Source organism: Roseibium sp. QJM3NY_11 (genome assembly GCF_056173175.1).
The window spans coordinates 2,557,985-2,578,803 of record NZ_CM149660.1; the positions used below are offsets into that span (position 1 = coordinate 2,557,985).

At 61.4% G+C, this 20,819-nt stretch carries 19 protein-coding genes; 7 read left to right on the top strand and 12 right to left on the bottom strand.

Translation table 11 applies throughout. The features are described 5' to 3' along the window. Positions 1 to 144: 144 nt before the first annotated feature. The 3 genes from AC0VX3_RS11720 to AC0VX3_RS11730 form a co-directional block, all read right to left on the bottom strand. Positions 145 to 2,025, bottom strand: a complete 1,881-nt coding sequence (locus AC0VX3_RS11720; protein WP_475524851.1) for a mechanosensitive ion channel family protein — start codon at positions 2,023 to 2,025, stop codon at positions 145 to 147. A gap of 164 nt (positions 2,026 to 2,189) precedes the next feature. Beyond that, the gene (locus AC0VX3_RS11725; RefSeq protein WP_348149020.1) at positions 2,190 to 3,131 is read right to left on the bottom strand and encodes a cation transporter; all 942 of its coding nucleotides are present in this window, start codon (positions 3,129 to 3,131) and stop codon (positions 2,190 to 2,192) included. 9 nt (positions 3,132 to 3,140) lie between these two features. Then, positions 3,141 to 4,718 (bottom strand): helicase HerA-like domain-containing protein, encoded by a 1,578-nt coding sequence (locus tag AC0VX3_RS11730; protein ID WP_475524852.1) that lies wholly within the window; start codon positions 4,716 to 4,718, stop codon positions 3,141 to 3,143. 194 nt (positions 4,719 to 4,912) lie between these two features. Here AC0VX3_RS11730 and AC0VX3_RS11735 point away from each other — a divergent pair, with 194 nt between their 5' ends. Beyond that, positions 4,913 to 5,302, top strand: coding sequence for a DUF2267 domain-containing protein (locus AC0VX3_RS11735; RefSeq protein ID WP_475524853.1), 390 nt, complete (start codon positions 4,913 to 4,915; stop codon positions 5,300 to 5,302). A 44-nt stretch (positions 5,303 to 5,346) separates the two neighbouring features. After that, positions 5,347 to 5,754 carry a DUF4332 domain-containing protein gene (locus tag AC0VX3_RS11740; protein ID WP_348149016.1) on the top strand — a complete coding sequence of 136 codons (408 nt, stop codon included), beginning with the start codon at positions 5,347 to 5,349 and terminating at the stop codon, positions 5,752 to 5,754. 358 nt (positions 5,755 to 6,112) lie between these two features. Here AC0VX3_RS11740 and AC0VX3_RS11745 read toward each other — a convergent pair whose 3' ends face one another. Next, positions 6,113 to 6,814: a helix-turn-helix transcriptional regulator gene (locus AC0VX3_RS11745; protein WP_342892276.1), complete on the bottom strand. Its 702-nt coding sequence runs from the start codon at positions 6,812 to 6,814 to the stop codon at positions 6,113 to 6,115. A gap of 489 nt (positions 6,815 to 7,303) precedes the next feature. Here AC0VX3_RS11745 and AC0VX3_RS11750 point away from each other — a divergent pair, with 489 nt between their 5' ends. The 3 genes from AC0VX3_RS11750 to AC0VX3_RS11760 are packed head-to-tail and all read left to right on the top strand — an operon-like array spanning position 7,304 to position 11,929. After that, entirely contained in the window at positions 7,304 to 9,325 is a 2,022-nt protein-coding gene (locus AC0VX3_RS11750) for a methylmalonyl-CoA mutase family protein (protein ID WP_475524854.1), read from the top strand. Continuing rightward, on the top strand, positions 9,322 to 11,487 hold the full coding sequence (gene scpA, locus AC0VX3_RS11755) for a methylmalonyl-CoA mutase (RefSeq protein ID WP_475524855.1): 2,166 nt from the start codon (positions 9,322 to 9,324) through the stop codon (positions 11,485 to 11,487). The genes AC0VX3_RS11750 and scpA overlap by 4 nt, the downstream gene beginning before the upstream one ends. Before the next feature lie 22 nt (positions 11,488 to 11,509). After that, entirely contained in the window at positions 11,510 to 11,929 is a 420-nt protein-coding gene (locus AC0VX3_RS11760; protein ID WP_342892279.1) for a GFA family protein, read from the top strand. 34 nt (positions 11,930 to 11,963) lie between these two features. Here AC0VX3_RS11760 and AC0VX3_RS11765 read toward each other — a convergent pair whose 3' ends face one another. The 5 genes from AC0VX3_RS11765 to AC0VX3_RS11785 all read right to left on the bottom strand — a co-directional run bounded on the left by AC0VX3_RS11765 (position 11,964) and on the right by AC0VX3_RS11785 (position 14,813). After that, positions 11,964 to 12,269, bottom strand: coding sequence for a hypothetical protein (locus AC0VX3_RS11765; protein ID WP_475524856.1), 306 nt, complete (start codon positions 12,267 to 12,269; stop codon positions 11,964 to 11,966). A 123-nt stretch (positions 12,270 to 12,392) separates the two neighbouring features. Then, positions 12,393 to 12,614, bottom strand: a complete 222-nt coding sequence (locus AC0VX3_RS11770) for a helix-turn-helix domain-containing protein (RefSeq protein WP_475524857.1) — start codon at positions 12,612 to 12,614, stop codon at positions 12,393 to 12,395. A 43-nt stretch (positions 12,615 to 12,657) separates the two neighbouring features. Then, positions 12,658 to 13,236: a DUF2975 domain-containing protein gene (locus tag AC0VX3_RS11775; RefSeq protein WP_475524858.1), complete on the bottom strand. Its 579-nt coding sequence runs from the start codon at positions 13,234 to 13,236 to the stop codon at positions 12,658 to 12,660. Positions 13,237 to 13,542: 306 nt separating this feature from the next. After that, positions 13,543 to 14,205: a haloacid dehalogenase type II gene (locus AC0VX3_RS11780; RefSeq protein WP_475524859.1), complete on the bottom strand. Its 663-nt coding sequence runs from the start codon at positions 14,203 to 14,205 to the stop codon at positions 13,543 to 13,545. A 173-nt stretch (positions 14,206 to 14,378) separates the two neighbouring features. Further along, the gene (locus AC0VX3_RS11785; RefSeq protein ID WP_475524860.1) at positions 14,379 to 14,813 is read right to left on the bottom strand and encodes a VOC family protein; all 435 of its coding nucleotides are present in this window, start codon (positions 14,811 to 14,813) and stop codon (positions 14,379 to 14,381) included. Positions 14,814 to 15,120: 307 nt separating this feature from the next. Here AC0VX3_RS11785 and AC0VX3_RS11790 point away from each other — a divergent pair, with 307 nt between their 5' ends. After that, positions 15,121 to 15,978, top strand: coding sequence for a branched-chain amino acid aminotransferase (locus AC0VX3_RS11790; RefSeq protein WP_475524861.1), 858 nt, complete (start codon positions 15,121 to 15,123; stop codon positions 15,976 to 15,978). A 41-nt stretch (positions 15,979 to 16,019) separates the two neighbouring features. Here AC0VX3_RS11790 and AC0VX3_RS11795 read toward each other — a convergent pair whose 3' ends face one another. Continuing rightward, positions 16,020 to 17,192: a YbfB/YjiJ family MFS transporter gene (locus tag AC0VX3_RS11795; protein ID WP_475524862.1), complete on the bottom strand. Its 1,173-nt coding sequence runs from the start codon at positions 17,190 to 17,192 to the stop codon at positions 16,020 to 16,022. Between the two features lie 296 nt (positions 17,193 to 17,488). Beyond that, positions 17,489 to 18,352, bottom strand: a complete 864-nt coding sequence (locus AC0VX3_RS11800) for a cupin domain-containing protein (RefSeq protein WP_475524863.1) — start codon at positions 18,350 to 18,352, stop codon at positions 17,489 to 17,491. Between the two features lie 142 nt (positions 18,353 to 18,494). Between AC0VX3_RS11800 and AC0VX3_RS11805 the strand changes: the two genes are divergently transcribed. Next, positions 18,495 to 19,430, top strand: a complete 936-nt coding sequence (locus AC0VX3_RS11805; RefSeq protein ID WP_475524864.1) for a phytanoyl-CoA dioxygenase family protein — start codon at positions 18,495 to 18,497, stop codon at positions 19,428 to 19,430. A gap of 211 nt (positions 19,431 to 19,641) precedes the next feature. Here the strand turns inward: AC0VX3_RS11805 and AC0VX3_RS11810 are convergent, their stop codons facing one another. Then, positions 19,642 to 20,661, bottom strand: a complete 1,020-nt coding sequence (locus tag AC0VX3_RS11810; RefSeq protein ID WP_475524865.1) for a LacI family DNA-binding transcriptional regulator — start codon at positions 20,659 to 20,661, stop codon at positions 19,642 to 19,644. Positions 20,662 to 20,819 lie beyond the last annotated feature (158 nt).

Below are 20,819 nucleotides of genomic sequence, written 5' to 3' on the forward strand. Positions count from 1 at the left end.
GAACTGATCGGGTTGGACCGGACAGAAGAGGACCATCCGGGAAAGCGCTAAAAGGCCACAACACGACGGGCAGTGCAAGACGGCCGGCGCAAATGGATTTGCAAAATAACGGAAGCCGTTTTTGTTGCGGCCCTTTGGCTAAAATCAGGCGGCCCGGGTGTCCGGTCCATCCGCAGATGCCTCGCGGCCGTTCTCGGTCTTGCGTGCGATCCCGGTGTCCCGGGACAGGTAAACCGTGGAAGAGGGCAACGCAAACTGTGATCCGCCGTCTTCGACAATCGCGCGGATGTCGAACAGCATTTCCTCCTGCATCGCCAGAAAGTCACCGTAGGACGGCGCGAGCGCGTAGGCATAGACTTCGATTGACACCGCGCAGTCGGTGTAGCCGATCATCCGGACCCGCGATGTCTCGGCGAGAACCTTGTCCCGGCCGGCAAGGTAGGACCGGATCGAGGCCATGACGGTCTTCAGGACGTCCGGTTCGGTTTCGTAGCGCAGGGGGAGCTGGTGGCGGAAGTGGAACTGGTCCCGCTGGCTGAAATTGATGATCTTGCGCTTGGCCAGATCCGCATTGGCGATGGTGATCAAGGTCCGGTCGAGCGCACGGATGCGGGTCGAGCGGATGCCGATGGATTCAACCGTTCCGGCCAGTTCGTCGAACTGGCAATATTCGCCGACACGCACCATGCGGTCCGCATAGAGGATGATGCCGCCGATGAGGTTCTCGATTGTCGGCTGCGCGGCCAGGGCGATGGCCAGACCGCCGACGCCGAGGCCGGCAATGACGCCGTATATCGGAATGCCGATCTGTGTTGCGCCATATCCCAGCACCACCAGGGCGACCGCCAGGGAAAACACGCGGATGCCCGTGCGCAACAGGCTTGCATCAAGCCCTTCCTGCGCATTGCTGGAGGTGCTGACGACGCCCACATACAGCAATTGAAGGACCTGGTAGACCAGCCAGGCCGCTGCTGACCAGATGATGGCGGTGGTTGTCGTGGCGACCGCGACGAGCGTCGTTCCCGTAATGTTGATCTGATCCTCGCACAGAAAGCGGAAGAAATTCGCCGCGACCACCACAAGCACCGGGGTGACGATCGACTGGAGGATGCGTTTTCGTTCGTCCACGGACACCGCACGCCATTTGCGCCAGCGGATGTAGAGACCAAACGCCACCGCGTAGAGCAGGAGCAGAATGAACAGCGCAAGCCATTGCCAGTAGGCCTGATCGGCGAAATGACGGTTCAGCCAATCCGGCCCGGCCTGGATGATGTCGTACCAGATCGGCGCAATCAGATTTCCGGGGGTGTAGATGTAATGCTCGAAGAGATCCTCGCCCCGGTCTGCCTGCAGCGGGAGCGCGCGCACGATGGCGTAGTCCTCGGGGATGCGCGCGACGGATTTCCTGGAGAAAAGGTAGTGGCCACGCAGTTCGCCGGTTTCCTGGCGCAGGATGCTGATGCTGGTTCCCGGAACGGTCCAGAGATCGGGCAGATCGGTATTGCCGCCCGTGTTCAGAAAACTGCCGGCCCGGGCGCCGGGCACTTCGGCGAACACCGGTTTCGGGATCCTGTCCAGAATTTCCTGCAGTTGCAGGGCGATCTCGATGCTGGCATTTTCCCGCGAGGTCACGGGAATTTCGCTGAGGTCGAACGTCTGCGCCGCCTTTCCCAGCAGCGCGCGCACAAGAAGCTGCTGTGTCCTTTCCTCATTCGTCAGGAAAAAGCGATTGCTGTTGCCATAGGAGGTGCGAATTCTTTTCCAGAGCGTATTCACCTCGTTCATGATGAAGACGAAACTTTCAAGGGTCGCGCGGGGGCTGGTCGTGTCCGGCGGCGAAATCGGATTGTCCCGGAGATAGTTGCGGGCGATCTCCACCCGGTCGGGGGCAAGTGCTCCGGAGCGTTCTTCGCTCAGGATCCGATTGCCGTCAGGTGTCTGCGACAGGGCCGAGGCAGGCGCGCCGGCGAGGGCCGTCAGCAGCGCCAGGACCAACACAAGAACGGCCCGGGGACTTTGAGGCATGGCCATGCGCTCCGCGGAGCTGGAACCTTTGTGAGAATGGGTCCGGACTGTACGCGTTCTCATGCTGCACCATCTGATTCTGACAAGACCACAGTATTAATACCCAGGGGTAACCATCCAGTTACCCAGCGGAACCGTGCCGGCATCCGGCTTGCCGATGTGTCTCAGGTGGATTTCACGAGATCGTTCGCCGTCATGATCACTTCCACGCGGGTCGGACCGATCCTGTCTTCAAGGCGGGCGGCCAGAGCGTCGCGGAAGGCATCGACATCGCTCGCGGACACGGGACGCTCCGGATCGATATAGACGGCGGCGAAATGCATGCGCCCGGCCTGCAGGACAGCGGCGCGGCGGAACCTGAAACGGTTTTCCCTTGCCAGGTCGCGCGCGCTGCGTGCCACCTTGGCGTATGTGTTGCCGGGGGCGCTGACACCGGCGAGATCGGCAAGGGTTTCACGGAAGGCTGCAAGGGGCTGCCAGATGATCGCCAGAATCAGGACCAGGACGATCACGGCATCTCCGATCGGAACGTAGGGGCCCAGCACGGTGCCTTCCAGGAAGGGCAGGGACAGGAGCGCGGCGCCGGAGCCGAGACTCAGCGCGCCGTCGATGAGGGCCGCGCGTGCCTCTGTCTTCAGGATCGTGCTGCGTTTTCCCGCCTTGCGGTAGGCGCGGTGGTAGTTGGCGGCCAGGCCGAGACAGATGGCGACGATCACCACGGCATAGACCGCGATCGGACCGAAGACGAGTTCGGGCACGCTTCCGCCGGAAAAGAAGGTCCAGATCTTTGCTCCGGAGACATAGGCCGCGAAGACAAGCACACCGATCAGGATGAGGCTGCGAAAGGTGACATACAGCACTTCGTCGAAATCGTGTCCCCAGGGCCGTGCACGGGTCGGCGGCAGGCCGACACGGGCGCCGATCCGGGCAGCAGCCATGGCAGAGACGAAATTCACCGCGGAATAGAGCCCGTCCACCAGCATGGCGTCGGAGCGGGAGGCCCATGCCGTCACGAGGCCGGCGATGGCCATGAACAGGTTGGCCCATTTGCCGGTGGCCAGGGCCTTGCGTTCCACCTCCAGGGGGCGGGGTGCCGGATTTTCCATGGTCCCGGCTCAATTGCCGCGTTTGAGCGAACCGAGCAGGCCCCGGACCAGGGCCTTGCCGAGCGTGGTACCGAGGCTTCTGGCGGCGGATTTGAGACCCGCCTCGAAAACGGAATCCCTGCGGCTGCGCCGGTTGCTGCGCTGGCTCCGGCTTTCACGCCGCGGCCGGTCGTCGCGTCCGAAATCGGGCAACTGGAAGCCGGTCCGCGAGCGCCGGGGTTCGCCGTGCTTGCGTGCGAAGCTGTCGTCCTTTTCCTGGCGGCGCTGCTCCTGGCGCTGTGTTTCCTCCGCGCGGCCGAGCAGGATCTCGTAGGCGGATATGCGGTCCTTGGTGCGGTCATAGACGCCGAAGACGGGACTTGACTGGATCAGGGACCGCCGTTCGGCCTGGGTCACCGGACCGAGGCGGGAGGAGGGCGGCCGGATCAGGGTGCGCTGAACGACCGATGGAATGCCCTTGCCTTCGAGGGTCGAGACCAGGGCCTCGCCAACGCCGAGCTCGGTGATCACGCGTTCGGTGTCGAGATCGGGATTGGGACGGAAGGTTTCGGCGGCTGCGCGCACAGCCTTCTGGTCGCGCGGGGTGAAGGCACGCAGCGCGTGCTGAATGCGGTTGCCGAGCTGCGACAACACCGTTTCAGGCACGTCGAGCGGGTTCTGGGTCACGAAATAGACGCCAACGCCCTTCGAGCGGATCAGGCGGACAACCTGTTCCACTTTTTCGATCAGGGCCTTGGGCGCATCGGAGAACAGAAGATGCGCCTCGTCGAAGAAGAAGACCAGACGCGGCTTGTCCGGATCGCCGACTTCCGGCAGTTCCTCGAAGAGTTCCGACAGAAGCCAGAGCAGAAAAACGCCATAAAGGCGCGGCGCGGTCATGAGCTTGTCGGCGGCCAGGATATTGACGACACCGCGCCCGTCGGGAGCGGTCCGGATGAGATCGCGGATATCCAGCGCCGGTTCTCCGAAGAAATTCTCGCCGCCCTGCCGTTCGAGGACCAGCAGGCGGCGCTGAATGGCGCCGACCGATGCCTTGGACACATTGCCGTAGATGGTCGAGAGTTCGGAAGAGCGCTCGGCCACATGGGCCAGCATGGCGCGCAGGTCCTTCAGATCGAGCAGCAGCATGCCCTCGTCATCGGCCAGTTCGAACAGGACGTTCAGGACGCCTTCCTGGGTGTCGTTGAGCTCCAGCAGGCGGGCCAGCAGCAGAGGGCCTATCTCGGAGACGGTCGTGCGGATCGGGTGGCCCTGCTCGCCAAGGAGATCCCAGAATACAGCCGGAGAGGATTCATACGTATAGGTCTTGCCCAGTCCGACTTCCCTGGCGCGTTTTTCCAGGAAATCCTTGGCAATGCCGGCCGTGGCCAGGCCGGACAGGTCTCCCTTGATGTCGGCACAGAAGACGGGAACACCAGCCCGTGAAAATCCTTCGGCCAGAATTTGCAGCGACACGGTCTTGCCGGTCCCGGTCGCGCCGGCAATCAGGCCGTGACGGTTGGCGAGCTTCAGCGTCAGGGTTTCGTCCCGGTCGCTCGCGCCGATGAAGATCTTGTCTCGTGCCGTCACCTTTTCCCCCGAATCCATCTGTGTTTTCGCAGACTAGAACATCCTGCGGTCAATGGAACCAGTTTAGGCTCCCACCCGCAGATGACGATGAAATGGCATTGGCCTGGTGACCTGTGCGAAATGATTATCGACGGACACGGCCTGTCGCTTGTATAGAGGAGCCAAATGGAGCGCCGGGGAATCGGGCGCGGAATTGTGATCAGGAGATTTCCATGGAAGAGCTCATCAAAAGGGTCATGGCGGCCGCTGGCATCGATGAAGATGTTTCGAAAAATGCGATCGGCATTATTCTCGGTTTCCTCAACAAGGAAGGCCCGGAAGACAAGATGCAGCTTATTTTCGATGCCTTGCCAGGTGCTTCGGAACTGGTCGCGGCGCGCGAGCAGTCCGGCGGCGGCGGCCTGTTGGGCGGCCTCGGCAGCATGATGGGCGGTGGCATGGGCGCCATGGCGGCATTAAATGAGTTGACAAATGCCGGACTGGATATGGACGGCGTGCAAAGTGTTGTCAAAGAACTCGTTTCCTATGCTAAGGAAAAAGCAGGGGAAGACGTTGTGGATGAAGTGATTTCAAAAATTCCGGGATTGAGCCAAATCGTCTGACTGCCCCAGAGTTCTATCGCCGGTCTAAAGGGAGTTCTGTGCGGATGTCTTATTCCATCGCCGAAATCGAGGGCATCGGTCCGACTTACGCAGCCAAATTGGGTGAAGTCGGCATCAAGACAACGGAAGCTTATCTGGAGCGCGCCAAGGACCCGAAGGGCCGCAAGGCTCTTGAAACCGAAACGGGTATCGAAGGCAAGCGACTTCTGAAGTGGGCCAACATGGCCGATCTCATGCGGATCAGCGGTGTTGGCGAGGAATATTCGGAACTCCTGGAAGCCGCCGGCGTCGACACGGTGAAGGAACTCAGGAACCGCAATGCGGTCAACCTGGCGGAGAAAATGAAAGAGGTGAACGAGACCAAGAAACTCGTGCGCCAGGTTCCGAGCGAAAGCCAGGTGACCAAATGGGTCGACCAGGCCAAGGAATTGCCGCCGATGATGACCTATTGAGGTCCCGCCGGGCTCAGGTCAGGTTCTGAAACACGAAAGGCGCGCCGGGGGCGCGCCTCAGACCGGTGACAAACATCTGGGCCGTCATCCCGGGCAAGTGCAGCCAAGGCTGCGCACCGACCCGGGATCCAGCGGATCAGCGCGAGCGGCAGCGAGCACCATTTCCTTCAAGCGTTTGATTTAGTGGCTTTTTGACGCGCCTGAGGCGCGGCTGATGTGCTGGGTTCCGGGTCAGCGCGCAGCGTCGCTGCACTTGCCCGGATTGACCGGTCGAAGGTTTGTCATACGATTAAGGCGCGCCGGGGGGCGCGCCTTTTTTTGGTCCGACGGCTGTCAGTCGGCCGGATTTTCACAGGCTTCAGACGCTGATCTGACCGTAGCGAAGCGCCTCGACCACGGTGTGGGTCTTGTTGGATGCATTCAACTTGACGCTGGCGTTCTGCAGATGGGCGTGGACGGTGCGCTGGGAGATCTCGAGCACTTCGGCGATCTCGCCCGCGGTCTTGCCGTAAGCCGTCAGTTCCAGAACCCTGCGCTCGCGGGTCGACAGGGCACCCGGACGCTGGCCGGAAATGACGCCAAGTTCCCTCAGACGGGAAAAGGCGGCTGCCGAGAGCGCTTCCAGATTGGTCAGGTCGTATTTGTTGGCCTGGAGCGATGGGCCGCTTGCGAAGACAAATGCCTGGAACGGATAGAGTTCCGTGACCGGAACCACGACGATCTGGCTGCCTTCACCTGCGGAAGCCAGCAGGTCGGAATGCTCCATATCACCTGCGGAGATGGTCCAGACCCGCGCGCGGTTCGATCCCAGGCCCAGCATGAGGGCGCTGTCGTTGGCCGAAAGCGAGGTGCTTTCGATCCCGTCATTGCGCTGGTCGGGCCACCGGAACCGCTGGACAAGGTTGTCGATCGGGCGGTTCGGCATCGGCAGGCCGGTGATGAGAATATGTGTTGCCCCCATACGCCTGAGATTTGATTCCAGGATGTCGAGAACATGATGGGCTGCGTTGGCTTCCGAGATTGCTCTCAGCTTGCTCTTCAGTTCTGCTTGGTCAAGCATTGTGCACGTCCTAGGTGCGGCTTTAGATGCCGCTTTTTTGCAACTGGCCCGGCAAGAGCCGGTCAGTCGCTGATGGGTGAACCGCACCCCGTCTCAAGCCTGTTCAGGTCTGTACCGGGCCGGTTGCCGCGCATTTGTTATGGGGATAGAATTTCCCATGCGTCAGCCCCTATACGCTACAATACAATTGATGATCGTACCAATAGGGAAAACTGGCAAATTTAGCTTATTCCGCCAAAAAATTGGCATTTAGCATCTGAACCTTCGAATTATGTTGCAGGGCAATAGATCCGCGTCGCCGATTGCTCTGCAGCGGGCGGCAAATTCGAGCTTCTTTCGACTGTTAAGCTGCCAGGCTAAGTAAAGGCGATCTTGATTCTTTGCGCGTGCGCCGAAAGCCTGCCTGAAATGCGGCCCGGGAGCAGGCAATTTACCCTTTGTGCTGAGTTGCCAAGGTTCGCGGGCAGGGACTAAAACGGGACAAGGGAGATGACGACAATGCCCAACAGCTTTTCCGGTCCAGATCGTTTTTATGCCGCCGACGAAGACGCCTGGTGGGGCGCCGTCGACAAGGCGCTCAAGGGGGCACCGCGGCAGAAACTGTTCGCCACGACCGGGGACGGCCTGGACATTGCCCCGCTTTATGGACGGCGCACGGACCGCCCGGCGATCGCCTTGCGGCCGCCGCAACAGGACTGGTCCGTCGTTCAGCGGATTGACATTCCGGATGCGCGCGCTGCGAACGAGCAGATTCTCGAAGACCTCGAAGGCGGGGCAGCCGGCCTGGATCTGGTTTTCTCAAATGCCGCTGCCGCCTATGGCAATGGCATTCAGATTGACGACCTTGCCGGGATGGAAGCGCTTTTCGAAAACGTGCAGCTCGACCTGATCGATCTGCGTTTCGAGGCGGGACGCGAGAACATCGAGATACTGGCCCTGTTGCTTGCCTATCTTGAAAAGAAACAGCTGGATCCGGCGAGCGTGCGCATCACCGCGGGGTTCGACCCCTACGGATGGATCGCGGCCAACGGCGTCGCCCTGATCGACATGGAGGATGCCTTCAGGCATTTTCGCGATGCGATCGTTTCCGCGCATGATTTTGGCAGCCCGCTGCGCATGATGAAGGCCGATGGCCGGATCTGGCATGAAGCCGGGGCGCCTGCCGCGCTGGAACTGGCGTTGGTGCTGTCCTCGGCGACGGCCCATCTGCGCATGCTGGAAGGCACCAGGCTTGCGCCCGAGGCATGGTCCGAGCGCATTTCCCTGAGCGTGATCGCGGATGCGGACCAGATCGGCACCATTGCGAAAGCCCGCGCCATCCGGGCGCTCTGGTCGAACGTCCTGGACGGCGCCGGCCTGCCGAAGACGCCGATGCCCGTGCACATGAGCACGTCCTACAGAATGCTCACCCGGCGGGATCCCTGGGTCAACCTGTTGCGCAACACGGTTGCCGCCTTTGCGGCCGGTGTCGGCGGGGCGGACAGCATCTGTGTGCTGCCGCATACCCTTGCCGTCGGTTTGCCCGACGGTTTTGCGCGCAGGCTGGCACGCAACACCCAGTCGATCCTTCTGGAAGAGAGCAATCTCGCGAAAGTCACGGATCCCGCGGCCGGATCGGGTGCGATCGAGGACCGGACGGACAAGTTCTGCGAGGCCGCATGGGGCCTGTTTCAGGAAATCGAGGCGGCGGGCGGTCTGATGGAGGCGATCCGGCAGGGGCTTGTTCATCGCCGGATCGATGCCGCCCGGAACGAAAGTGCGCGCGATGTTGCCCGCCGCAAACGGCCGATCACGGGCGTGAGCGAATTTCCCGACCTGTCGGAAAAGACGGTCGCGGTTCTGGCGGCGAACCCGGCCGATCTGGCCGGATTCGCTCCGTCTTTGCCAGACCTGCCCGCCCCGGGAGACGGGGAGCGACTGACCGCCCTGCGCAAGCTGGCGCTTCAGGGCGGCCACTTGCACGATCTGGGCATGCGGCTGGACAAGCTGCCGCGCGATACCGGGTTGCCGAAACTCGTTCGCGGACGGTTGTCGGAACCCTTTGAGGATCTGCGCAGCAGCGCGGAGGATCTTGAACTCCGCAAAGCCATCGTGCCGAAGGTGTTTCTGGCAAGTCTCGGCAGCGCGACGCAGTTCGCCACCCGGGCGAGCTGGGCGACCAATGCCTTTGCCACCGGCGGATTGAAGACCGTTGGTCCCGCCGTGCATGCCAGCCTTGATGATCTGGTCCGGGCGTTCAAGGACAGTGGAGCGGTTGTTGCCTGTCTGGTCTCTTCCGACGAGGTCTATGACGATCAGGCGGTGGCAGCGGCGCAGGCATTGAGCAGCGCCGGTGCGCGGCATCTTCTCCTTGCCGGCCGGCGGGGCCCGCACGAGGCGGCTTATTCCGGCGCCGGTATCGCAGGCTATCTCCATGCCGGGTGCGATCTGCTCGCCTTGCTGCGGGACGTCCAGCAGAAGCTGGAAGAGATCCACGGCGCGGAGTTTTCAAATCTGGAGGTCCAACAATGAGCCGGATCCCGAACTACGCGGACAGACCGTTTCAGACCCATCCCGAGGAAGCCGTATCCACCGGCACCGACCCCTGGCTGACACCGGAAGGGATCGCGGTGCCGCCGGTGTACCGGGCGGCCGATCTGGAGGGACTGAAACCCCCGGACACCTGGCCCGGCCTCGCGCCCTACCTGCGCGGGCCCTATCCGACCATGTATGTTCAGCAGCCCTGGACGGTGCGCCAATATGCGGGCTTTTCGACGGCAGAGGATTCCAACGCCTTTTACCGGCGCAATCTGGCGGCCGGCCAGAAAGGCCTGTCGGTCGCCTTTGATCTTGCCACCCACCGGGGCTATGACAGCGATCATCCCCGGGTTGCCGGCGATGTCGGCATGGCCGGTGTGGCCATCGACAGCATCTATGACATGCGCACGCTGTTTTCCGGAATTCCGCTGGACAAGATGAGCGTGTCGATGACCATGAACGGCGCGGTCCTGCCCGTGCTGGCGCTCTACATCGTGGCGGCGGAAGAGCAGGGGGTGGCGCAAAAGGACCTGTCGGGCACCATTCAGAACGATATTCTGAAGGAGTTCATGGTTCGCAATACCTATATCTACCCGCCGAAGCAGTCGATGCGGATCATCTCCGACATTTTCAGGTACACGTCGCGGAACATGCCGCGGTTCAATTCGATCTCCATCTCCGGCTATCATATGCAGGAAGCCGGCGCGACGGCGGATCTGGAACTGGCCTATACGATCGCCGACGGGATCGAATACGCCCGCGCCGGAGTGGCCGCGGGCATGGAAATCGACCAGTTCGCGCCGCGCCTGTCGTTCTTCTGGGCGATCGGCATGAACTTTTTCATGGAAGTCGCCAAACTGCGCGCGGCCCGGCTGATCTGGGCGACGCTGATGGAAGAGAACTTCCAGCCGCAGAACCCGAAGTCCCTGTCCCTCAGGACCCATTCGCAGACATCCGGCTGGTCGCTGACGGCCCAGGACGTGTTCAACAACGTGACCCGCACCTGTGTCGAGGCGATGGCGGCAACGCAGGGGCATACCCAGTCGCTTCACACCAATGCGCTTGACGAGGCACTCGCCCTGCCGACGGATTTCTCCGCACGCATCGCGCGCAACACCCAGCTGTTCCTGCAGCAGGAAAGCGGCACGACCCAGGTGATCGACCCCTGGGGAGGGTCGTATTACGTCGAGAAGCTGACCGCCGACCTGGCCGAAAAGGCGATGGCGCATATCCGCGAGGTGGAAGAGCTCGGCGGCATGGCGAAAGCCATCGAGAAGGGCATTCCGAAGCTGCGTATCGAGGAAGCCGCCGCCAAGACACAGGCCCGCATCGACAGCGGCAGCCAGACCGTGGTCGGCGTCAACAAGTACAAGCCCGACAGCGAACAGCAGATCGATGTGCTGAAGGTCGACAATGGCCAGGTCCGCGCAGCCCAGATCGACAAGCTGAAGCGCCTGCGCGAGGAGCGCAACGAGGCGGAGACGCAGGCCGCGCTCGATGCGCTGACGGTGTGCGCGGAGACCGGCGAGGGCAATCTGCTGGATCTTTCCGTCAAGGCCGCGCGGGCCAAGGCCACGGTTGGCGAGATTTCGATGGCGATGGAAAAGGTGTTCGGCCGGCACAAGGCCGAGATCAAGTCGATTGCCGGGGTCTACAAGCGGGAGGCCGGAGCCATGTCCGGAACGATGGAAAAGGTTCGGAAACTGGTCGAGGTCTTCGAGGACAACGATGGCCGCCGGCCGCGTATTCTGGTCGCCAAGATGGGCCAGGACGGTCATGACCGGGGGCAGAAGGTGATTGCCTCCGCCTTCGCAGATCTCGGCTTCGACGTTGATATCGGTCCGCTGTTCCAGACGCCGGAAGAAGCGGCCCGTCAGGCCGTCGAGAACGACGTGCACGTTGTCGGCGTGTCGTCGCTGGCGGCAGGCCATCTTACCCTGGTTCCGGCCCTGAAGAAGGCACTGGCCGACGAGGGCCGTGAAGACATCATGATCGTTGTCGGTGGCGTCGTGCCGCCACAGGACTACGACGAACTCTACAGCAACGGCGCGGCGGCGATCTTCCCTCCCGGTACCGTCATTGCCGAAGCGGCGATCGGGCTGATCGGCAAACTGAACGAGCAGCTCGGTTACGGTTCGGCGGAAGCGGCCGAATAGTTCAAGATCGCAGGAGCAGGCAGTGTCCCGAAAACTGACCGGAGGGTGCCTGTGCGAGGCGGTGCGCTATGTCTGCGAAGCGCCGCCGACGATCACGGTCAAATGCCATTGCGGCGACTGCCGCAGGATCGGCGGCACAGGGCACGCGACCCACAGCGTCTTTGCGCAAGAAGCCTTTTCTCTGACGGGCACGGTTACCGAATACGAAAAGACCGCCGACAGCGGCCGGACCATCAACAGGCGGTTCTGTCCCGTCTGCGGCAGTGCGCTCTATCATACGCGCGGCGGTATGGAGGGGCTCGTGGTCGTCCGGGCGTCGTCTCTGGACGATCCGGAGAGCGTCACGCCGGAGCGGGCCATCTACGTGTCGCGCGCGCTTTCCTGGGACCCGGCCGATCCGGAACTGGTCTGTTTCGAGGAAATGACGCCGCAGGCAAAATAAAGGCTCGGCCAGCAGAGTGCGGCAGTAAATCCTGTCAGCGGTCCGCGGTCATGCCGAGCGGTATCGGCGGCTCCAGATAGGCGCCGAAGAGATAAGGGCCCATGCGCCAGCAGATCTGGGTGAATGCCAAAGTCAGATCCTTGTCGTCCTGAATGAGGACCCGGTCCGGTACGGACAGCTCGGTTTCCGGCACGACAATGCCGATATCGCCGTCTTCCAGATCATACAGGGTGCATTCGCAGATCGGCTTCTTGTCCAGATCGAACAGTTTGCCGGACCGCAGACGGGTTCTGGTCGCAGGGGTGGGCCGGTCTTCCGAATAAAAATGGGTCTGTTGCATTCCAGCGGGCCTTGCCTGTCTCAACCTGGGTGTCGTCGGACTCTCCAGGGTTGGAGATACCGGTTGAAACTTGCGCGGGGCTGGCGGGCGTTCGCGTTGGCCGGTGGCGATCACCCGGGAGGATCAGTCTTTCGGTGCAGCGGGCTGCTGGTAGACGAGAATGTCGCCGGGTTGGCACTCGAGCGCAGCGCAGATCCGCTCAAGCGTATCGAAACGAATGCCTTTCACCTTGCCCGACTTGAGCAGGGACACATTCTGCTCCGTGATGCCGATGCGTTCCGCCAGTTCCCTGGACCGCATCTTCCGGCGTGCGAGCATCACGTCCAGTTCCACGACTATCGGCATTGGGTTCCTTTATCGATCGGAGGACGGTCTGCGCCGCAAGGGGTCAGACAAATTGACGGTTTTCGTCCGCGAGCGAGGCAGCCTCGCGCATGATCCAGCCGAACACGAGCAGGAGCGCCCCAAAAACCAGAGAGAAGAATTCGCCTCCGCTCAGTTCGACTTCAAGCCTGCGTGCACCCGGGACATTGTCCCAGGTCAGGAGAACGGAACTGACCGGGTCGCTCAGAATATCGAACAGGCCATAGGCAATCAGCCAGAAACCTGCGTTCAGGATGTGCGCCTGAGTGGCCGGGGCGAAAAACGCTCCGTCGTGGAACTGGACGAAGAGCTGCCGGAGGTTCCAGAAAATGCTGCGCAGAAGAAAGAAGGCCAACACGACCATCGCGCTGAGGCCGAGGCGCTGGGCGACCGGCACTTCCTCCAGTTTCCGCTCCAGACCGGCCGAATCGAGCAATCCGTTCGGGACATCGAGAAAGGCGGGCAGCAGAAGCATGAAAACCAGAATCGCACTGGCAACGCTCATCAGTACCAGCAACACCGTCACAAACCATTTCATCGCGTTCGAGAGCCGCCGGATGCGCCTCAGCCGCGTGTCCCGCTCCAGTCCTTCAAGGGTGCTCATAGCCGTCTCCACGAGGTCGATCAGATTGCCGAAACACTATACCGAATGGTACGGAAGCACAACGGGAAAAACACGTTTTGGATTTAAAAATTAATGTAAAACAATAAATTTTATCTTCTGAATGATATGTTTTTTGGTTGCCTTACGCCGGCCTTGGAAGATCTGAAGACATGCGCCCCAGGTGACTGGAAGACATCACGCCTTCAAGATCCTGCACTTTTGTGCCGTGCGCCCTCCCGGGGGAAAAGGCACAGGGGGGCCGCCGGCCGGCAGGTACGCCGGCCGGTATGTGCTCCGGAAAAGGTCTCAATCGAGCGCGGCCAGCCCGGTCAGATCGGCAAGGACCGCCTTGGGGGCAAGGTCTGGATACTCATCGGGCATGCCGGCCCGGTTCATCCAGACGGTGCGGAACCCGAACGCGGCCGCGCCCGCGACATCCCAGCGGTTCGAGGACTGGAAAGAGACCTCTTCCGGGTAGATGCGGAATTGGGTGGTAACCATCTCGTAGACCTGCGGATCGGTCTTGAATGTCTTCAACTGGTCCACGGAAAAGATTTCGTCGAACAGATCGGTCAGCGCCGCCGCCTTTGCCGCTGCCTCCAGCATGGCAGGGGATCCGTTCGACAGGATGGCGATCTTGGCGCCGCTTGCCTTCAGGTTGGTGAGCACCTGGGGAACTTCCGGGTAGCAGTCCAGTTCCCAGTAGGCATTCAGCAATTCATCGCGCAGGGATTTATCGGCTGACGGCACCAGAGCGAACGCGGTGTCCAGTCCCTGCTGCGTCAGTTCCCAGAAATCCACGTAACGGCCCATCAGGGCACGCACCCAGGAGTACTCCAGTTGTTTTTCACGCCAGAGCGCGGACAGTCTTTGGGCGTCGGGCCCGAGCTTTGACGCGTGTTTGCGAACCGCGGCATGCACATCGAACAATGTGCCGTAGGCATCAAATACATAGGCGGCATGCGCCATAACGGGACCTCCAAGCCTTGTTCCGGAAACCGCGGAAGAGAACAGCCTGATGGATCATGCGTCAAGCGCCGCCGTGTGCGACAAAAGTCTTAGTGAAGCCCCGCATCCGGAGATTGCTGCTGTTCTGGCGGAAAACACCGGATGCGGCGCCGGGCCATGGCCGGAGACCCCGGTTATTTTTGTGGGGGTAACGTTACGGCGCCGTCCGGGCCTACCGGCCAGAATGGATTGTAGGCAATTTCAAGCAGATGGCCGCCGGGCACCTCCACATAGGAGGTGTAGCCGCCCCAGAATGCCTTTTCAGGTGCTTTCACGGCTTTTCCGCCGGCATCGATGGCCCGCTGATAGGCCTCGTCGACTTCCTCAGCCGTTCGGCTGTTCCAGGCGATGGTCGTGGCACCGAACGGAAGGGCGGTGACCTCCCGGCCGATTTCATCTGCCAGCGCGGCGCGGCTGTAGAGCGCGAACGCACCTCCGATAACCTGAAAGAACACCACGTCCGGTGCCGGGGCCTCGTTGACCTGCCAGCCCAGGCCGTCTTCGAAAAAACGTCGTGTCTCTGCGATGTCATCGACCACAAGCGTGATCATTGAAATGCGTTGTTCCATGTCATGGTCTCCAGATGAGGCGGAACATAAAGAGAACAATTAGTGGGGCGAGTCAACTGCCGTTCCGTGGATGAAGCCGCGGCGACTGCGGCGTGGTTATTGTTGCTGCCGCATCTGGAAGCGCCGCGCGTCCCGGAAAAATCATTCGTCATCAAGCGGCTTGAGGGTAAATCCATCCCTGAAGTCCGGTGCAGGTAGAAGAAAGACAACAACTTTTTCATAAAAATCGCTAAGCTGTTGACGCCGGGAGGCGGCGGGTGTTGTGTCGGCTCCTCATCGGAAACACATAGCGGGAGAGGCAACTGACATGCGCGGATTGAGTGACACCTGGACCTGGATCGACGGGACCTGGCATGAAGGCAATCCGCCGATCATGGGGCCGCGTACCCATGCTTCCTGGCTCGGTTCGAGTGTTTTTGACGGTGCCCGCTTTTTCGAAGGGGTGATGCCGGATATCGACCTTCACTGCCGCCGGGTCAACGATTCAGCCTATGCACTTGGCATGAAGCCGACCTTGCGTGCCGAGGAGATGGCCGAGCTGACCAGGGAAGGCTGCAAGAAATTCGGCAGCGATCAGCAGATTTACGTCAAGCCGATGTACTGGCTGGAAAACGATGGTCCGGGGGTCATAACAGGTGACCCGGACAGCACCCGCTTCTGTCTGTGCCTGTTCGATGCACCGATGACGCCGAAGGACGCGGCCATCAGCATCACGCTGTCGCCCTACCGGCGCCCGACCATGGAATCGATGCCGGTCAATGCCAAGGCCGGTTGCCTTTATCCCAACAATGCACGGGCGATGGTGGAAGCCAGGGAACGCGGTTTCGACAATGCGGTGGTGCGCGACATGCTCGGCAATGTGGCCGAACTGACGTCCGCCAACGTTTTCATTGCCAGGGACGGCAAGGTGCACACGCCTGCGCCGAACGGGACCTTCCTGAACGGGATCACCCGCCAGCGCGTGATCCAGCTGTTGCGCGCCTCCGGCTATGAGGTTTTTGAACGGACCATGGAATATGGCGAGTTCCTGCAGGCCGATGAGATTTTCTCGACCGGCAATTACAACAAGGTGACGCCGGTCAAGCGGATCGAGGATCAGGATCTGCAACCCGGTCCGATCGCCGCGCGCGCACGCGAGCTCTACTGGGACTTTTCCCACGCCTGAATGTCACGAACATTGATTGTGGCCGGCGCCTGGAAAGCCGGTCAGCGGATGACGAGGGCGGCTGCCAGCAGCAATGCGGCGGCAGCCGCCAGCGACGGGGCAGCAAAGGACCCGGTGGCGTGGTGCAGCATCCCGGCGAACCAGGGACCGGCGACCTGGCCCAGGCCGAAGCTGGCGGTCAGGACCGCAAGCATCTGGCGGATCGCCGCCGGCCCTCCGGCGGTCGCCTGGCGTCGTGCTTCCATCAGCCCGAGCGCGGTGATCCCCATGAAGGTTGCTCCGAGCAGGCCGGCGCCAACCAGAAACAGGACCGGGTGAAGGGTCAGGGCGGTCAGGGCGACCCCGACGGCTTCGAGCAGGCAGGCCAGCGCGAACGCCCTGCGGGTCCCCAGACGGACGGCTATCGTGTTCCAGAGAAAGATCGAGGGTGCCGCGCACAGTCCGACGGTGAGCCACACGAATGGTTCCGTCGGCTGCAGGGCAGGGGCCGCGCGGGCGATGGTGTTGACGAATGTTGCCGTGATGACATAGCCGAATCCGAACAGACCGTAAGCCAGGATCAGCCGAAGCCGGCTGCGCGCCGCGCCGGGCGATGCCGCGACTGTGCCGGTGGGCCCGCCGGCAGTGCCGACTTGCACCAGTGCGTGCGAAGGCACCAGACAGGCCGCTCCCACCAGGAACAGAAGCGTTCCGGCAGCGCTGGCCAGCCAGAGCATCCGCCAATCCGCCGAAAGATCCGCCACCACCGCGACCATCAACGCGGAAAACGCGATGCCGGAGCCGACCCCGGCAAAGTGCAGCGCGGAAAGGCCCGCTTTGCCCGTGGCCGTGAGTCGCTCCATGACGAGCGTGGTCGCGAATACCAGCACAAAGGCACTGGCAATGCCGCTTGCAAAGCGGATCAGGAAAAAAACTGTTAGGGAGGTTGTCGCCGCCATGGCCGCGCTTGTCAGCGCGCTGACCAGCAGGCCGCCGAGAAACCAGAGACGGGGACTGCCGGACAGGGAACGGGAGGCAGCCGCGAGGGCGCCTGCAAGGTAGCCGAGAAAATTCGCCGACGCGATCAGGCCGGCATCGCCTGCCGGCAGGTTCAAGGCTTCGCTCATGAACGGCAGAACGGGCGTATAGACGAAGCGGCCGATCCCCATGGCAGCGGCCAGAGCCAGAAACCCGCCAAAGGCAAGTGCGACCGGTGAACGGGCAGGTGAGGACATTCGGTGTGGTTCCGGGGGAGTGGCAACGTGCCGTGAGTATTCAGGTCTCGCAGGCGCAACCTTGCATACTCCCGGGGCCTTGTCATTTCTGTGGTATGCCGGTCCAGGGGAGACCGGTCTGAAGGCTTCGGGCGGGCATCTGTCCGGTGCACAATTGCGTGAAGTACCTTTCTTGGTCGTGGCTTGGACAGAGCTGCAAACAAGCCCCTTTTCCGTCTCCACAAAATGCCGGTTCTTTGCGCCGAGCGCCGCTGATTTCTGAAACGCACCTGACGATGTTTTCGGCGGCGGACGGTTCAACCCTGCCGAAAATGCGCCCGGTAATCGCGCGGCGTCATGCCTTTTGCGGCCTTGAACTGACGGTTGAAGTTGGCAAGTGCGCCATAGCCGACGGCGGCCGCGATGTGAGCGACTGGCTGGTTTGTACTAGACAGCCGCGCGGCCGCGTCGCCAATCCGCAGGGCCCGGACATAATCGCTGACCGTTCCCTGCGTGTGCTTGCGAAACAGCCGGTGCAATCCGGAGACGCTGAGGGCTGCCACATCGGCGAGTTCCGGCAAGGTGATGGCCTTGGTGTACTGCGCGTGGACATGGGTCAGGACCCGGTCGATGCGTTCGCGGCTTTCGAAAACACCGTCCAGCGAGACCGGGGCGCTTGCGAGCGGTTGCGGGTTCGGGGCGCCGCTCAGGTGATCGAGAATGTTCATCAGGGTGAGCAGGCGCTCGGCGGCCGATTGATCGAAAAACAGCTCGAACCGGCTGCGGACGGCGGCGGCTGCCTCCGGCGGGAAGGACAATCCTCGGCCGGCGCGGGCCAGGAGGTTGCCGATGCTCCTGAATTCTATGAAGTCGCGCGCCACGGAGTCCGCCCACTCCGGATGAAACCATATTACCAGCGCGACATGCGGCGAGGTCCCGTCGATCGCCTGGTGTGACGCCCAGGTATGCGGAAGGTTCGGCCCGACGAGCACCAGGTCCTCGTCGTCGTAGTCGCCCACATGATCGCCGATGAACCGCTGGCCGCGCGAATTCAGCGTCAACGTCAGTTCGTATTCGGGATGGTGGTGCCACTCGAAGGGGATTGCCGTCTCCAGCCGGCGGTTCAGCATGGCAAGCGACGAGTCGGGCTGGCGCGGCAAGGTCTCCAGAAAGGGCTTCATCGGGCGTCATTCTCCTGCTGGCGCCAGAATAGTATCAATTTGGGCCACGCGAATACAACACCGGATGCCGGTTCGGTTCTAGAATTGCGTTCATCAACCCGGACACAGGGACATGAAAGCCGGGAAAGGGAGGAGGAAGACCATGCAGCCAACCGCCGCCGAAATCAGCCATCCGGTCAGCGAGAAGGTAACGACCCAACTCAAGGACATCGAGAAAACCCTGCCTTTCAGGGTGCTGAGCCAATCCGACTGGCACCACTGGATCACCAAGGGGTATGTCATCGTCCGGCAGGCCGTGCCGCTGGAAAATGCCGACCGGTTGGCCGATCTGCTCTGGGAGTTCGATGAGAAGGATCCGGATGATCCATCGACCTGGTACGCTCCGGAACGCCGTCCGCACGTCCGCAAGGAACTCAACAATGCCGGCATGGTCGAGATCTACAATCACCAGTATCTCTGGGACAACCGCATGGAGCAGCGGGTCTACGACGCTTTCGTGGACATCTGGGATCGCGAGGATCTTTGGGTTGCCATTGATCGTGCCAACCTCAATCCGCCAAAGCGGGAGAAAGGCAATCCCGAAGGTTTCATCCACTGGGATGTCGACACGAAGCAGCGCCCGCAACCGATTGGTGTTCAAGGGGTCTTGAGCCTTAAGAAGCAGGACCACGAGACGGGCGGCTTCCAGGCGGTGCCCTATCTGTTTGAACATTTCGAGGAATGGGAAAAGACCCAGCCCGAAGACCGCAATCCGCTGTTGCCGGACATGACCGGCCTGGATCGCGAGAACATCTCGATGGAGCCCGGCGACCTTCTGATCTTCAATTCGCTGCTGGCGCATGGTGTGAGGCCCAACCATTCCGACAACCGTGTGCGCATGGCGCAATATATCTCCATGTATCCGTCCGATTACGACAATGTCGCCGAACGCAACGAGCGCATTCGCCTGTGGCGCGAGCTCGATCATCCCGACCGGCCGGACTTCCCCGGAGATCCTCGGAACTGGGAAAGGAAAAACGCCGAAACGGCGACATTGACCCCGCTTGGAGAAAGGTTGCTGGGGCTCCAGCCCTGGTGACAGATCCCCGGAAGCCGCCGCTGGACCTGCATAGCCGGCGTCGGATGCCCGGGTGCCGTCCATCGCTTGTCCCTGACGTGCGAGGCAGACTGCCTTGCCCGCCGGGGACGGCTGCTTTTGCAAACGCGCTTGACTGTGTCGGGGGGGGGGCCCAAAACCGGGACAGCAGACGCCGGGATCTATGGAAAATCAGGGATATCCGGGAACGGCATCAATCCGGTACCGACCTCTGCACGGTCTGGTTTTCGGCGGGAGGGCTCCCACTGGCCACCTTCAAAATGGTATCCCCCAACAGTGTTCCGGCCTCAAATATGTTTTCGTAAATGCTTCGGAACACGGGTCGGTGCAGTTTGAACAGGTTCGAGGTCCGCTTCACGACCAGGTGGAAGTCTTTTCCCGGTTCAAGCCCCTGATCAATAAACAGGGATGAAATGGCGAGCGCAGAGGTTTCGCCTGCGCAAACGACGCCATAAGGCCTGGCTATGCTGTTCAGCCGGTCGCGATAGACCGCCCACAGGGCCTCCGCCGGACTGTCGAGCGTAACTTCTTCGGGAATGTCGTATTTGATCCCGCTTTCGCGGACGGCGCGCATGAACCCGTATCGCAAATACTGCGAAAACGTCAGGCGTTCGGGAGGCAGCACAATGCCGATCTGGTCACAGCCGAGATCGATCAACCGGCGTGCAGCCTGATACGCGAATTCCTCATTGTCATAGTCGACGTAGGCGTGGGGTCGGGTGAAGTCGGTCCTGCCGTGCGTCACGAACGGAAAATTCGCTTCCTGCAATAGTCGGACACGCGCGTCGAAGGCCTCGGTCCGGGTGAAAATCAGGCCGTCGGCCAGACGGTTGTCCAGGATGTAGTTGACCGGGTCCGTCGTCGATTCTTCCTGGAAATGCGGGATGATTGTCAGGTGGTAACCAGTGCCTTTCAGGGCAAAGCTGATGCCGGCGATCAGGGAGCGGCCGAAATCCGGTATTTCGTGGTGCGGATCGAGGATCAGGCTGATGACCTTCGTTTTTCCCGTGCGCAGCCTCTGAGCTGCGCGATTGGGAACATAACCCTGCCGGCGTGCGACTTCGGCCACCTTGTTTCGGGTATTTTCCGCTATTCGGGGGTCACCGGACAGGGCACGTGACACGGTCGTGACCGCGAAGCCGGATTCAGCCGCTACGGTGCGCAGGGTTGGGCGAGGCGGTTTTTCCGCCGCAATGTCTTCCGTGTTTTTCAATGGTTTGCGAGAGATGCCCGGTTTTGTTCAGGTGATGAAGCGCGTGGCGGAATTCCATGTCAGTCTAAACAGGGAATTTGTAACGTTACAATAAAATCCTATTTTGCAATGCAGCATGGAGAGGCATTGAAAAATGTGAAAACGGGCACGCAAAACAA